At 65.4% G+C, this 14,481-nt stretch carries 10 protein-coding genes and 2 tRNA genes; 8 read left to right on the forward strand and 4 right to left on the reverse strand.

Going from position 1 to position 14,481, the window contains the following annotated elements; all coding sequences use genetic code 11:
* The first annotated feature begins 75 nt into the window (after window positions 1-75).
* Both J2R80_RS23650 and J2R80_RS23655 read left to right on the forward strand, forming a co-directional pair.
* Window positions 76-1,308, forward strand: a complete 1,233-nt coding sequence (locus J2R80_RS23650; RefSeq protein WP_256527864.1) for a tlde1 domain-containing protein — start codon at window positions 76-78, stop codon at window positions 1,306-1,308.
* 122 nt (window positions 1,309-1,430) lie between these two features.
* The gene (locus J2R80_RS23655) at window positions 1,431-2,927 is read left to right on the forward strand and encodes an AMP nucleosidase (RefSeq protein WP_076828540.1); all 1,497 of its coding nucleotides are present in this window, start codon (window positions 1,431-1,433) and stop codon (window positions 2,925-2,927) included.
* A 23-nt stretch (window positions 2,928-2,950) separates the two neighbouring features.
* Here J2R80_RS23655 and J2R80_RS23660 read toward each other — a convergent pair whose 3' ends face one another.
* Window positions 2,951-3,544 (reverse strand): cysteine hydrolase family protein, encoded by a 594-nt coding sequence (locus tag J2R80_RS23660; RefSeq protein WP_028336826.1) that lies wholly within the window; start codon window positions 3,542-3,544, stop codon window positions 2,951-2,953.
* Window positions 3,545-3,667: 123 nt separating this feature from the next.
* On the opposite strand from J2R80_RS23660, the gene J2R80_RS23665 reads away from it, so the two are divergent.
* From J2R80_RS23665 to J2R80_RS23690, 6 genes are all read left to right on the forward strand, one after another.
* The gene (locus tag J2R80_RS23665; RefSeq protein WP_253639487.1) at window positions 3,668-4,507 is read left to right on the forward strand and encodes a LysR family transcriptional regulator; all 840 of its coding nucleotides are present in this window, start codon (window positions 3,668-3,670) and stop codon (window positions 4,505-4,507) included.
* 204 nt (window positions 4,508-4,711) lie between these two features.
* Window positions 4,712-4,783, forward strand: a tRNA-Phe gene (locus tag J2R80_RS23670).
* A gap of 2 nt (window positions 4,784-4,785) precedes the next feature.
* Window positions 4,786-4,852, forward strand: a tRNA-Ile gene (locus tag J2R80_RS23675).
* 338 nt (window positions 4,853-5,190) lie between these two features.
* Window positions 5,191-6,342: a slipin family protein gene (locus tag J2R80_RS23680; RefSeq protein WP_076828543.1), complete on the forward strand. Its 1,152-nt coding sequence runs from the start codon at window positions 5,191-5,193 to the stop codon at window positions 6,340-6,342.
* A 225-nt stretch (window positions 6,343-6,567) separates the two neighbouring features.
* Window positions 6,568-9,930, forward strand: coding sequence for an adenylate/guanylate cyclase domain-containing protein (locus tag J2R80_RS23685; RefSeq protein WP_253639488.1), 3,363 nt, complete (start codon window positions 6,568-6,570; stop codon window positions 9,928-9,930).
* Window positions 9,931-10,264: 334 nt separating this feature from the next.
* Window positions 10,265-11,002 carry a Crp/Fnr family transcriptional regulator gene (locus J2R80_RS23690; protein ID WP_083715044.1) on the forward strand — a complete coding sequence of 246 codons (738 nt, stop codon included), beginning with the start codon at window positions 10,265-10,267 and terminating at the stop codon, window positions 11,000-11,002.
* 18 nt (window positions 11,003-11,020) lie between these two features.
* Here the strand turns inward: J2R80_RS23690 and J2R80_RS23695 are convergent, their stop codons facing one another.
* The 3 genes from J2R80_RS23695 to groL form a co-directional block, all read right to left on the reverse strand.
* Window positions 11,021-11,218, reverse strand: a complete 198-nt coding sequence (locus tag J2R80_RS23695; protein WP_057018449.1) for a hypothetical protein — start codon at window positions 11,216-11,218, stop codon at window positions 11,021-11,023.
* A gap of 39 nt (window positions 11,219-11,257) precedes the next feature.
* A complete protein-coding gene (locus J2R80_RS23700) occupies window positions 11,258-11,473 on the reverse strand; it encodes a hypothetical protein (protein ID WP_028352345.1) in 216 nt (71 codons plus the stop codon).
* 1,356 nt (window positions 11,474-12,829) lie between these two features.
* Window positions 12,830-14,470, reverse strand: a complete 1,641-nt coding sequence (gene groL, locus J2R80_RS23705; protein WP_076830236.1) for a chaperonin GroEL — start codon at window positions 14,468-14,470, stop codon at window positions 12,830-12,832.
* Window positions 14,471-14,481: the final 11 nt, after the last annotated feature.

A 14,481-nucleotide genomic window follows, 5' to 3' on the forward strand; every position in this document is an offset into this window, starting at 1 on the left:
GACGTTGAGCCGAACACCCGTTCGACCCCGCGTCGAGTGAGGGACAAAGGTGGACCTGTTTTGAGCGCCGGGCGTATGGGTACGAGTGCGTATGTTCTTGGGGCGCCAAGCCGCAAGAAATCCTCCCGAAAAATTCTCCCACAGCATTTCCTCGGCAGCGCCGCGGTGGCGGGGCTGGTGCTTGGCTGCGCCTGGACCGTTTACGCCAACATTTTTGCTGCGAGCGTCTATCCCTCCGTGGGCAATGCGTCGTTCGATGCGCCGGTGGTGAAGCGGCCCGTCGCGGTCGCTGCGCGGCCGACGCCTGCCTTCAACGAGGTGTTCGCGTCCCTGACGCCAGCACCGGCGGCGCCCGCGAAGACCGAGGTCGCGAAGTCGGAAGCCCCGGCATCGTCGCTTATGTTTAACGATCGGTTTGCGGCCGCCTCGCCCGAGGGCGTCGCATCCAGCGTCGTGGCTGACGCCGCATCGCAGATCGACCCGATCAAGCAGGCCGCTGCGCCCAAGGTCGCCGAAGCGGCGAGGGCGGTCGCCTCCGCGGAGCTTGCCGAGACATCGAAGGCGTTGCCGGCGCCGAAGTCGGTCGAGACCGCCAAGAAGCAGGCCGCCGCCAATCTGAAGGTGGCGCTCAACGATCCCGCTGCGGACGTTCAGCCCAAGGGGACCGATAAGGCGTCCGAGGCGAAGCCTGCCGAGTCCAAGCAGGCTGCGAAATCCGGCGGCGTTCGCGACATGGCCGCGCGCGCCAAGGCCGCGGTGATGTCGATCGCATCGAACGACCGGCAGACCATGGTCGAAAAACTGTGGGGCAAGCGGGAGTCGAGCGGCGGACTGCTCTCCTTCGCTTCAGCCGACGCGAACGTGACCGGCAGCATCCCCTCGACGTTGGACCAGAACCCGATGCTCGGCGGCTCGCCGCCCTATGACCGTCAGACCGCAGTCTACGACATCTCGGCCAAGACCGTGTACCTGCCCGATGGCACGCGCCTCGAGGCGCATTCGGGCCTCGGCTCCAGGCTCGACGACCCCAGATCCTCGCATCTGAAGATGGTCGGCGTGACGCCACCGCACATTTACGAACTCAAGCCGCGCGAGGCGCTGTTCCACGGCGTGCCGGCACTGCGGCTCAATCCGATCGGCGGCGAGGGCAAGATCTTCAACCGCGACGGCCTGCTCGCGCACACCTTCATGCTCGGTCCGAACGGCGACTCCAACGGCTGCGTCTCGTTCAAGGATTATTACGCGTTCCTCGACGCCTACCGTAACAAGGGCATCCGCCGTCTCGCGGTGCTCGCGCGGATTCAGTAGTCAGAGCGGGCAGCGGCCCACCGTTGCGGCCTGATCGACGTCTGGAACCCGATGCCATAGTCGCTATATTGTGCTGATCCAGGGCGAGTCCAAGCTCGGCAACGGATCTGGTGCAAGCGAACATGTCTCCTACACCCTCCATCGAAACCCCGCCGCCGATCACGACCGAAGCGTTCGTCGATGCCGCCGCGGCCGTTGCCCGCCTCGAAGAGATCTACGTGCGCAACACTGAATTCCTGCGCAATCGCTTTGAGGCCTATGTCAACGGCGTGCCGTTCACGACGCGGGTGCGGGCACATTACCCGTTCGTCCGCATCACGACCTCGTCGCATGCGCGGCTCGACTCGCGGCTTGCCTACGGCTTCGTCGCAGGACCCGGCGTCCACGAGACCAGCATCACGCGCCCCGATATCTTCCGGACCTATCTCACCGAGCAGATCGGGCTTCTGATCAAGAACCATGGCGTGGCGGTCGAGATCGGCGAGTCGAACGAATCTATCCCGATCCATTTCGCCTATCGCCGCGACATCAATATCGAGGCGGCGCTGACCATCGCCGACAGTTCGGCGTTCACAAGGTCGCTGCGCGACATCTTCGATACGCCCGATCTCGCGGCGATGGACGATGCGATCGCCGACGGGACCTTTGAGCTGACGCCGGGCGTGCCGGAGCCGCTGGCGCTGTTCCGCGCGGCGCGGGTCGATTACTCGCTGCGCCGGCTCTACCACTACACCGGCACCGACCCGGAGCACTTCCAGAATTTCGTGATCTTCACGAACTACCAGTTCTATGTCGATGCCTTCGTGCAGCTTTCCCAGGAGCGCCTTGCGTCGGGCGAGGCCGGTCTCGAGGCCTTCGTCGCGCCCGGCAATGTGATGACGCACAATGCGCGGCTCGGCGGCGGCATCACCGGGACCCCGTCCGAACGCGTCCCGCAGATGCCGGCCTTTCATCTGGTCCGGCCCGGCTATCGCGGCATTACCCTTATCAATATCGGAATCGGTCCGTCCAATGCGCGCAACATCACCGATCACGTCGCGGTGCTGCGGCCGCATGCCTGGCTGATGATCGGGCACTGCGCCGGACTGCGCAACACGCAGCGGCTCGGCGATTATGTGCTCGCCCATGGCTATGTGCGCGAGGACCACGTGCTCGATCACGAGCTGCCGCTCTGGGTGCCGATCCCGGCGCTTGCGGAGATGCAGGTCGCGCTTGAGGAAGCCGTCGGCGAGGTGACCGGGCTCACCGGCTTCGAGCTCAAGCGGCTGATGCGCACCGGCACGGTCGCCAGCGTCGACAACCGCAACTGGGAGATCAGCGGGCCGCAGGTGATCCGGCGCATGTCGCAGTCGCGCGCGGTCGCGCTCGACATGGAATCGGCGGCGATCGCCGCCAACGGCTATCGCTTCCGCGTACCCTACGGCACGCTGCTATGCGTCTCCGACAAGCCGCTGCACGGCGAGATCAAACTCGCAGGCATGGCCAGCGAATTCTACCGCCAGCGCGTCGGCCAGCACCTTGAGATCGGTCTCAAGGCGCTGGAGCGGCTCAAGCAGCAGGAATCCGAACGCCTGCATTCGCGCAAGCTGCGCAGCTTCGCCGAGGTCGCGTTTCAGTAGCGCAACGCCGGGCGGGGCGGCCCTCAGGCAAGCGCGTTGCCGCGGGCGATGATCGCGAAGCGGTCGGACAGTTCGGCGAGCGCGACGTCGTGAATCAGCCTTGCGGCAATCGTGCCGCCGACGCCGTCGGGCAGGTCGCGGGTGGCGCAGCTGTCGGCGTCGATCGTGGTGCGGAAGCCGAGATCGAGCGCGGCGCGGGCCGTCGAGCTCACGCACATATGCGTCATGAAGCCGGCCAGCACCAGCTCCTTGCGGCCGGTCGCGGCAAGCTGCGCGTTGAGGTCGGTGCCGGCGAACGCGTTCGGCAATTGCTTCTCGATCACGATCTCGCCCGGCCGCGGCGCCAGCGGCGCGACGATCGCGCCACGCTCCGCGCTGCGGTCGAACAGGCTGCCCGGCTGGCCCTTGTGCGCGATGTGGATGATCGCGGCGCCGCTTTCACGGGCGCGCGCGAGCAATGCGGTGGCGCGCGCAATCGCCGGGTTGGCGTCGGGCAGCGCCAGCGGACCGGCCAGATATTCGTTCTGGATATCGATCAGCACCAGGCAGCTGTCGCCGAGGCGGGGCGGGGTGAGGTCGATACCGGCAAGCTGCATCAATGTCTTGGCTGACGTCATGGTCGTTCTCCAGCGGATGTATCGCCGAAAACATAGCCCGGGATCGGCCTGCCGTTATGCAGGGATACTGCAGCCAGTGGCTGCGTTATTGCAGGTGGCCGCCGCAGGATGTAGCCTGCCGCCATGAACTGGGACGATCTTCGCATCATCGCGGCCGTCAGGGATGAGGGCACTTACGCGGGCGCCAGCGCGCGGCTGCGCATCGACGAGACCACGGTCGGGCGCAGGCTGGCGCGGATCGAGCGCGCGCTCGGCCTGCGCCTGTTCGAGGCCGTCGATGGCGTTCGCAAGCCGACCCGGCAGTGCGACATGGTGCTCGCGCATATTGAGGCGATGGCCGCGCATGCCGAGGAGATCGGCCGGATCGGCGAAAGCCTGCCTGGTCCGGTCGGGCGGCTGCGCATCGCCTCCACCAGCGCGATCGCCGAGGAGGTGCTGGCGCCGCGCACAAGTGAATTCCTGCGCGCCCATCCAGGCCTGACGCTGCAGTTTCTGACGTCGAGCGACAATGTAAAATTCTCGCGCTGGGAGGCCGATCTCGCGATCCGCTTGCGCAAGCCGGACAAGGGCGACTTTGCGATCTCGAAGCTTGCCGAGGTCAGGTTGTATTTCTTCGAGCCGGCCGCGACGACAGCGGGCGAAGCGATGCTGTGCGCCTATCCCGACGAGCTTGGAGGGATTCCGGAAATGCAGTTCCTGCGCGCGAAGCGGCTTCGCGCGCGCTGCGTCACCGACAATGTCCGGATCATCCACACGCTGATTCAGTCGCATCACGCGGTCGGCGTGTTGCCGGAGCACAGCTGTGCCGACCTGCTGACCGACCAGCGTTTGCGCGCCACGCTGCTGCCGAAGCGACGCGACGTCTGGCTCCTGGTGCAGAACCATCTCAAGCGCGACGCGGCGACGCGCGTCACCATCGACTGGCTGCGCGCCTGCTTGCAGGATGCCACGCAGAGGGGGTGAGGTGCCCTCGCAATGACGGGACGTGCCGCGACGCGTGGGTCACAGCAGCGCCCCGTCATGAAAAAATCACACGCAGCCCTCTTGCAACCCGGACGTGCTTCGTCTATTAGCCCGCTCCTTCGCTTCGGCCACGGGTTCGGGCTCGTTGAGATCCCGACTGGCGCGAGCCGCTTTGCGGTGTCGTGTTCCGCCGAAATGAAGATCGCGAGATGAAGCTCATGGTCGAGCGTCGGGGATGAAGTCCCGAAGGCATCGGTTCGAATCCGGTCTCTCACAAAGGATAGCTCAGTTGGTTAGAGCAGGTGAATGATACTCATCGGGTCGCGGGTTCGATTCCCGCTCCAAGCGCTCCGTTTCAGCCTGTAAAGCTGATACCTCTGAAGGGGACCGGACGCGCGTTTCAGTCGCAGTCCGGCCGTCCTGCCGCAAGGCATTTCGTCCGAACATCGACACTGTGAGACCGGCTTTGCGCCGCGGTGGATACCGCTTGCGCTGATGCCGGGTGGCTCCGCTCGGCCGCGCGACATTCGTCGCGCGAACGCGCGCGTGCGCCCGTCATCGCGCAAGCCTTAAGCCACGGCCCGCTTGGCTGACAGGAAGCCGCGTTCGCGTCCTCACGTCCTTTGCCAAATGCAACCCGCTCTCAGGCCCATGGGCCTGATGGCAAACGATGGAGGCGTGTCATGACCTGGCACTTCTTGACGACCAATTTGACGGTGAAGGATGGCGAGCGCGCGTTGCTGACGCGCAACGGCCGGCTCGAGCAGGTGCTCGCGCCCGGACGTCACCGCCTGTTCGATCCCCTGCATCAGCTCAAGGCCGAGCTGTTCAGCGTCGTGCGGACCGAATTCCCCGCGGATCGCTTCGCGGTGATCAAGGCCGCGCGGCCTGATCTCGCCGACGAGCTGTTCGAGGCGGTGGAAACCCGCGCGAACGAGATCGCGATCGTCAGCCTCGACGGCCGTCCCGTGCAACTGATGACGCCTTGGCAGACGCGCGTGTACTGGAAGATCGCGACGTCGGTCGAGGTCGAGCGCATCGACGTCACCAGCGATCCCAGGGTCACGGCACGCCACCTCGCGATGATCCAGCCCAACCGGGCCGGCGTCATCACCGAGGCGGTGGTCGAGAACCACGAGGCCGGTCTGCTCACGGTCGAGGGCAAGCTGGTCGAGCGGCTCGCGCCCGGCCGGCACGCGTTCTGGATCGCGGGCCGCAAGATCGAGGTCAAGCGCCTCGATTTGCGTCCCCAGGCGGTCGAGATCACGGCGCAGGAGATGCTGACCAAGGATCGCATCGCGCTGCGCGTAACGCTGACCGCGTTCCGCCGGATCGTCGATCCCGAGCGGGTCGTGGCAACGGTGCCCGACGTGGATGCGTGGCTGTACCGCCTGGTGCAGTTCGCGATCCGCGAGGCGGTGGCCGGCCGCACGCTGGACGAGGTGCTGTCCGCGAAGACGGCGCTCGATACGGAGCTTCGCGACTTCGTCCGCGATCGTGTCGCGGACAGCGGCGTCGAGGTCACCGAGCTCGGCGTGAAGGACGTGATCCTGCCCGGCGAGATCCGCGAGCTGGTCAACAAGGTGGTGGAGGCGGAGCGGGTGGCGAAGGCCAACCTGATCCGCCGCCAGGAGGAGACCGCGGCGACGCGTTCGCTCCTGAACACCGCCAGGCTGATGGAGGAGAACCCTCTGCTGCTCCGGCTCAAGGAGCTGGAGTCGCTCGAGCGTCTGGTCGAGAAGGTCGGCCGCATCGACCTGCATGCGGGGGAGGGCCAGGGCCTCGATGCGCTGCTGACCAAGCTGGTGCGTCTCAAGGCGCCCGAGAGCGCGTAAGACAGGAAGGGCCGCCCACGGGCGGCCCTTCGATTTTTTCGCCGGGACGGACCGCCGGCACTCGTACGAATGTTAGCGTGCAGACGGCTGTAACCGGGCACCGCCACTGCACAATTCGCATCTCCTGCGTCACGCCGCAAAACAGAGGTGCCACTCCGGTCAGATTGCGATAACGTTCATGCACCGTGGTCCATTCGGCCAGCCGTCAACCCGTCGGTGAAGCCAGTGCAGCAGATTGCGGAATGGCTCGAGAAGCTGGGACTTGGGCAATACGCGCTGCGTTTTGCCGAGAACGGGATCGACCTCGGCGTTCTTCCCGAACTGACGGATGAAGACTTCGACAGGCTCGGCGTCCTGCTCGGCCATCGCCGCAAGATGCTGCGCGCGATCGCCGATCTCAATCAAGCCGAACTGATCGCCGCGCCGGTTTCACCGCACGATGCCGAGCGCCGCCACCTCACCGTGATGTTCTGCGACCTGGTCGGCTCGACGGCGTTATCGGCACGTCTCGATCCCGAGGACATGTGGGAGGTGATCCGCGCCTATCGCGCGGCCTGCGCGCAGGTGATCACGACATATGACGGCGCCGTTGCCAGATTTATCGGCGATGGGATCCTTGCTTATTTCGGCTATCCCCGCGCCCACGAGGATGATGCGGAGCGCGCGGTGCGCGCCGGCCTCGACGTCATCGCCGCAATCGGCAAGCTCGAGACCCGCGCGGACGAGGGGGTTGCGGTGCGGATCGCAATCGCGAGCGGGCTCGTCGTGGTCGGCGACCTCGTCTCCGGCGGCGCGTCGGAGGAGCAGGCGCTGGTCGGCGATGCGCCGAACATCGCCGCGCGGCTGCAAAGCCTGGCGGAGCCGGGCGTGGTCGTCGTGGCGGCCTCGACCCGCCGGCTGCTCGGCAATTTGTTCACGCTGCGCAACCTCGGCCGCCGCGAGGTCAAGGGCATCTCCGAGCCGATCGCGGTGTGGGCCGTCGAAGGCGAGCCGGCATCGGAAAGCCGTTTCGAGGCGGTGCGCACCGCGCGCTCGATCGGCTTCGTCGGCCGCAAGGCGGAGATCGAATTTGCGCTGTCGCGCCAGCAACTGGCGTGGCAGGGCCAGGGCCAGGCCGTGCTGATATCGGGCGAAGCGGGTATCGGCAAATCGCGCATCGTGGCGATGCTCTCCGACAGCCTGGCGCCCGGAACACACCGCCGTGTGCGGTATCAATGCTCGCCCTATCACACCAACAGCGCGCTGCACCCCTTTGTCGGCCAGCTCGAGCGTGCCGCCGGCATCAGGTCGGAAGATGCGCCGGAGCAGAAGCTGGACAAGCTCGAAGCCATGCTGGCGCTCGGCACGCAGCACGTGCCCACCGTGACACCGCTGATCGCAGCGCTGCTGTCGATCCCGACCGGCGAGCGCTATCCGCCGCTCGGCCTCAGCCCGGCGCAGCAGCGGCGGCAGACATTCGCAGCGCTGCTCGACCAGCTCGAGGGCCTCGCCCGGCAGCAGCCGGTGCTTGTCGTCTGCGAAGACGTGCATTGGGCCGATGCCACGTCGCTCGAGCTGCTCGACCTCGCGGTCGACCGGATCAGGGGGCTGCCGATCCTGATGCTCATGACGTTCAGGCCGGAGTTCGAGCCGCCATGGGCGGGGCTCGCCAATGTCAGCCTGCTGCGGCTCGATCGGCTCGACCGGCAGGATACGCGCGCGCTGATCGAGCAGGTGACCGTCGGCCGGTTGCTGCCCGGCGAGATGATGGCGCAGATCGTCGAGCGGACGGACGGTGTCCCGCTGTTCGTCGAGGAGCTGACCAAGATGGTCATGGAGTCGGGGCTGCTGGTCGAGAATGCCGGGCGCTATCGCCTCGACAATCCGCTGCCGCCGCTGGCGATCCCGGCAACGCTGCAGGACTCGCTGATGGCACGGCTCGACCGGCTGGCGCCGGTCAAGGAGGTGGCGCAGATCGGTGCCGCGATCGGCCGTGAGTTCTCATATGCGCTGCTGCGCAGCGTGGCAGGGCGCGACGATCTGACGCTTGCCGCGGCGCTTGCCCAGCTCGAAGAGGCCGAGCTGCTGCTGCGCCGGGGCGTGCCGCCGGACGCAAGCTACAGCTTCAAGCACGCGTTGGTCCAGGAAGCGGCTTACGAGAGCTTGCTCAAGAGCCGCCGGCAATTGCTTCACAAGCATATCGGCGATGTGTTGCGCGACAAGTTTGCCGAGATGGCCGAGATCGAGCCGGAAGTCGTCGCCTACCATTTCACCGAGGCAGGGCTCGGCGAGACCGCGCTGGCGTGGTGGCGCAAGGCCGGTCAGCAGGCGCTGAAGCGCTCGGCCTATTGCGAGGCGATCGCGCATCTCGGCAAGGCGGTCGCCATCGCCGATGAACTGCCCGACGAGCCGGATCGGATGATCGGCCGGCTCCATCTGCAAATCGCCTACGGCCGCGCGCTACGGGGCAGTCTCGGGCACAGCGCCCCCGAGACGGTCGCCGCCTGGACCCGCGCCCGGCAGTTCGCCTCCGATATCGATGATCCGATCGAAATGGCGCCGATCCAGTCGGGCCTCTTCAACGCCTGCTTGACCCACGGCGAGCTCGCGCCGATGCGGGAGTTGGCGGAGGCGATCATGGGCGCAGCGGAGCGGCACCCGCAGTCGCCGGTGGCGAGCGTCGTCGCGCGCTGGACCAGCGGGGTAACCTGCTGGTTCGCGGGCGAGTACCTGAACGCGGGCATCCATCTCGAGCAGGCCTTCGCGGCCTATGCGACCGAGCCGGATCCGGCAACCTTCAAGGCGTCGACGCTCGACTTGCCGTTCGTCATCATGAGATTTCTCGCCCTGGTGCTTTGGCCGCGCGGCGAGATCGATCGGGCCCGGCAGCTCGCGGGCGCCGCGGTGGACGTCGCCGGGAAACAGCGCGCGCTCGCGCGCGCCAATGCGCTGGTTCACAAGGCCGTCTTCGACGGGCTGTGCGGCAGCAGGTTGCGTCAGACCGAGACGATCCTGGCCCTGGGCCTGGCGCGCGACCACACGATGCCGTTGTATGTCGCCGCCGGCACCTATCTCAACGGTCTGGAGAAGTGGCGTGCCGGCGACCGCGCCGCAGGTCTCGCGGAGATGCAGCGTGGCTGGTCGTTGCTTCACGAGAACGACTGCTACCTCTGTGAACCGTTCTGGGGATTGCAGATTGCCGTGGCGAATGCGGAGGCCGGGCATGTCGATGCCGGGCTCGACATCATCAATGAGTTGATCGAGGCGACGGAGCAGTCCGGGCAGCACTGGCTGGATGCCGAGCTGTACCGCGTGCAGGCTGGGCTGCTGTCGCATCGTCACAGCCCCGACATGTCCAGCGCCGAGGATGCCTTCCGTCGTGCCCTCGAGATTGCTCGAAGGCAGCAGACCAGGACGTTCGAGCTGCGCAGCGCGCTGGGACTTGCACGTCTTTACAGCCGCAGCGGCCGCGCAGAGGAGATATCTCAATTGCTGGCGCCGGTGCTCGCCGGTTTCGATCCGGCGCTTGATCTCGCCGAGATCAAGGACGCGCAGGAACTGCTCACGCAGGCGCATCGGTGGCCGGACCGCCACTCGCGCGCGTCTTGACGGGTGCCGCAGCGGCGGCGCGGTCGCACCGCGTCCGCCCACGCCCGCGCAGATGGTGAAAGAGAAGGGTCGGATCTGGCGCGCGGCGCGAGCGATGCGAAACTGGAACTGTTGGGTTCCCGAAGTTCTACGGTGTAACGATGCGCATTTTGCTATTGCGTCCGGCGGCGCATTTGCATCTAACTTTAAGGACGCCGCCGCGGAGAATTCCGCCTTGCGGTCAAGCGTTTGGAATATGTTTTTGATCCCGTGTTCGAGTGAGTATGCTGTGCGACCCTTGACGTTCCCGCAGGTGAGCATTTCCGGTGGAACTTGTAATCGCCTTCTCGCGACATTGTCGCCGGCGGATCTGGACCTCCTGAGACCCGAACTTGAGACCGTTGCGCTCGAACAGGATGCAGTCCTGGCGCGCGCCGGTGACGAGATCGACCACGTCTTCTTTCCTCACAGCGGCGCGATCCTGTTGATGATCGACATGGCGGATGGGCAGACGGTCGCAACCGGCGTGGTCGGATGCGACGGGGCCGTGGGCAGTCTTTCGGTTCTCGGAGCCTCGCCGTCAGGCATTACCGCCGTCGTTCGTGCGGCTGGTACCGCCTCGCGGGTTCCGGCGGCGCGCTTTCACGCCGCTTTCGGGCGCAGTCCGGGGATTCGGCAGGCAATCCAGAAGCACGTCAGATCGATGCTGATCCAGTTTCAGCTCGGCTCCGCTTGCAATGCGCTCCACCCGGTCGAGGCGCGGATGGCGCGCTGGCTGCTTCAGCTTCGCGACCGCGTCGACAGCGACGTCCTCCCGCTGACCCAGCAAGCGCTGTCGCAAATCCTCGGCGTGCGACGAACGACGGTGACCTTGCTGATGGGCAATCTGCGCAAGCGCGGTGCGATCAGGTCAGATCAACGAGGCCAGATCGAGATCGACCGGGCGCGGCTATTGGCGGCGGCGTGCGAATGCCATCGCGTCATGCGTATCGAGGCCGAGGAGATCTTCTCGGGCGACAGGGTTCGAACGCGAGGAATGGCGCCGGCTAACGATCCGGGTATCCCGGAAATCGAGGCTGACGACGCCGTGTGAGCGCGTTCCCTGCTGCGATCAGCTTCCCGGCCGCCGATCAAGCTCCCGCGTCGGGGAGGATACCCTTTCGAGCTCCGCAATCTCACGCAGCACCTTTGCGGTCTCGCGCAACTCATTGCGCTTCGGACCGGGCTTCAGCCGTCGTGCTTCATCGAGAAAGTCCTTGGCCTGCAGCAGCCAGGCAGATGTTTCGGTCGAGATCTGTACCTGCGCCATGGTGTCCCTCCATCGCGGTCGTCAAAAGTGGTGGCCATTTCAGGCCGGTGAACCGCCGCCGCGGCGCCGCCGCACGCGGATGCTCGGCTCATCGACCCAGGCGTCCCGCGCAAACCAGGCGTGATCCGCGCGGCAAAATGGACAGGGCGTGCGCGAGAAGAACACGGTACTGCGTCGAAAGCTCTCGCGATCGGTCTTGATTCCGGTGGAAATCGCGTGCCCGGTTTGCGGACATCTGACCATCACCATGCCCATGAGCGCCTCCCTCCCATATTGCCTTTTGCTTTTTGCCTGTTGCCTTGCAGAATAGTCCGGCCGGTTGGATTGGCCTGACCGGTGCGCGGGGTAGTTGGGGGGCATCGCGCACCTGCGGCGGTTGACGGAGCATCGGGCAGTGGGGGCTGCATGCTCTCGTCACTGGGCTTCTTCCAACCGGCCAGGTCCCTCCTTGAACGAATCCTCGATGTGACTTCAACGCCGCTTCTTCAGGCGGCTCGGCTGAAAACCTTGTCGCTTTCGCTCACTGCACTGCCTCCCTCGCAAGTGAAAGCATTCTCCGCAACGCTTGCCCGCGTCACGGGAGCTGACGCTCCGTGCTCAATTCAGATTGTTGGAGTGAACTTCGATCTTGTCCCGAAGCTACTGTGGGGGACGAAGATGACGCTGTCGGTTCGGTTTGCGACTCTCGCACGAAATTTTTTTTGAAATTGTCAACTCAGACCAACGTATGTTTACGGAGAGTGTTGTGCATAACCTGCATGCCGTGAGCAATGTGAGGCGCTTGCATCAGCGCGAGGTTGTGGAAGTATTCGCATTGGCCGCGCTGCGGTAAGTCGCCCGGCGAGCCTGCCCCAAACAAAAACCCCGGCATCGCTGCCGGGGTTTTGCGTGTGTGCCGAGCATGACCGGCAGCTTGGAGGTGGAAGTCCTCTATCCAGCCTGATGACGGTGAAGGATTAGCGAAGCGCAAGGGCGTCATCGCGAGGTGGGGTCTGAAGGAAGCGTGGAGCAAAGCCGCGGCCCGATGGACAAAAACCGGATAAACGAGGCCTACCCGGCCGGACGAGCGAGCACGTGATCGCGAAGTCCACGGTCATCGGGGCCGGGGTGGTAAATCCGGCGGGCGTGCGGCGAAGGCGGTCGATCTTACCTCGGGAGATCTGCGCTGCGTCTCGGCAACGAGACTGAGGTCGTCGTAAGGCGATCTGACCGCAGTGCAGAAGTCAGCAGAGGGCATAGTAGGCGGAACGAGTTTCGCCGAAGGCCTGAACGCTGGAAGTGACGAGTAGATGCAGCGATATCGCATCGGCCATGCGACTGAATTCCGGGCAACTGGCCTCGGAACGGCGGGAAGGGGTGAAACCCTGACTGACGCTGATCAGAGGAGTCGAAGCTGGCGCGACGATTGCTGACACCCAAACTACGGCGGCAACAGAACAACTCTTGCCGCTTAATCCAGCGAACCGCCGTATACGGACCCGTATGTACGGTGGTGTGGGAGGGGAGGGGCTGCGAGGCTCCCCCCTATCCCGATTTCGTTGTCGTTGAGCGAGATCCCGGCTCTGCGGTGCACCGCTTCGCGCTGCACCGCGTCCGGGACGACTTCGTCGCTTAGAAGTCCATGCCGCCCATGCCGCCGCCCGGAGGCATCGCGGGGCCGCCGGCGTTCTTCTTCGGCAGCTCGGCAACCATCGCTTCCGTGGTGATCAGGAGCGCGGCAACCGAGGCAGCGTTCTGGATCGCGGTGCGCACGACCTTGGTCGGGTCGATGATGCCCTTCTTGACGAGGTCGGCATAGTCGCCGGTCTGGGAGTCGAAGCCGTAATTGTAGGTCTTGTTCTCCAGGATCTTGCCGACGATGACCGAACCGTCTTCACCGGCGTTGATCGCGATCTGGCGAGCGGGAGCCGACAGCGCCTTGCGCACGATCTCGACGCCGGTCTTCTGGTCGTCGTTCTTGGTGCGCAGGCCCTTGAGCTGCTCGGAGGCACGGAGCAGGGCGACGCCGCCGCCCGGGACGATGCCTTCCTCGACAGCCGCACGGGTCGCATGCATCGCGTCATCAACGCGATCCTTGCGCTCCTTCACCTCGACCTCGGTCGCGCCGCCGACGCGGATCACCGCGACGCCGCCCGCGAGCTTGGCGAGACGCTCCTGCAGCTTCTCACGGTCGTAGTCCGAGGTGGTCTCCTCGATCTGCGCCTTGATCTGGGCAACGCGGGCGTCGATGTCGGCCTTCTTGCCGGCACCGTTGACGATCGTGGTGTTCTCCTTGTCGATCATCACCTTCTTGGCGCGACCGAGCATCTGCAGCGTGACGTTCTCGAGCTTGATGCCGAGGTCTTCCGAGATGGCCTGGCCGCCGGTCAGGATCGCGATGTCCTGCAGCATGGCCTTGCGGCGATCGCCGAAGCCCGGAGCCTTGACGGCCGCGACCTTCAGGCCGCCACGCAGGCGGTTGACGACGAGAGTGGCGAGAGCTTCGCCTTCGACGTCCTCGGCGACGATGACCAGCGGCTTGCCGGTCTGCACCACGGCCTCGAGCAGCGGCAGCAGCTCGTTCAGCGAGGAGAGCTTCTTCTCGTTGATCAGGATGTAGGCGTCGTCCATCTCAACGCGCATCTTGTCGGCGTTGGTGACGAAGTAGGGCGAGATGTAGCCGCGGTCGAACTGCATGCCCTCGACGACGTCGAGCTCGGTCTCGAGCGACTTGGCTTCCTCGACCGTGATCACGCCCTCGTTGCCGACCTTCTTCATGGCGTCGGCGAGGAACTTGCCGATCTCGGCATCGCCATTGGCCGAAATGGTGCCGACCTGGGCGATCTCCTCGTTCGAGGTGACCTTCTTCGAGTTCTTCTGGAGGTCCGCAACGACGGCTTCGACCGCGAGGTCGATACCGCGCTTCAGGTCCATCGGGTTCATGCCGGCGGCGACCGACTTGGCGCCTTCCTTCACGATCGCCTGGGCGAGCACGGTTGCCGTGGTGGTGCCGTCGCCGGCCGCGTCAGCGGACTTGGAGGCGACTTCGCGCACCATCTGGGCGCCCATGTTCTCGAACTTGTCGTCGAGCTCGATCTCCTTGGCGACGGTGACGCCGTCCTTGGTGATGCGGGGAGCGCCGAACGACTTCTCGAGCACCACGTTGCGGCCCTTCGGACCGAGGGTGACCTTCACCGCGTTGGCGAGAACGTCGACGCCGCGCAGCATCTTGTCGCGCGCCTCGACGGAGAATTTGACTTCTTTAGCTGCCATCTGAGTTTTTC

Source organism: Bradyrhizobium sp. USDA 4541 (assembly GCF_024171085.1).
In the GTDB taxonomy this organism is placed as follows: Bacteria; Pseudomonadota; Alphaproteobacteria; order Rhizobiales; family Xanthobacteraceae; genus Bradyrhizobium; species Bradyrhizobium australafricanum.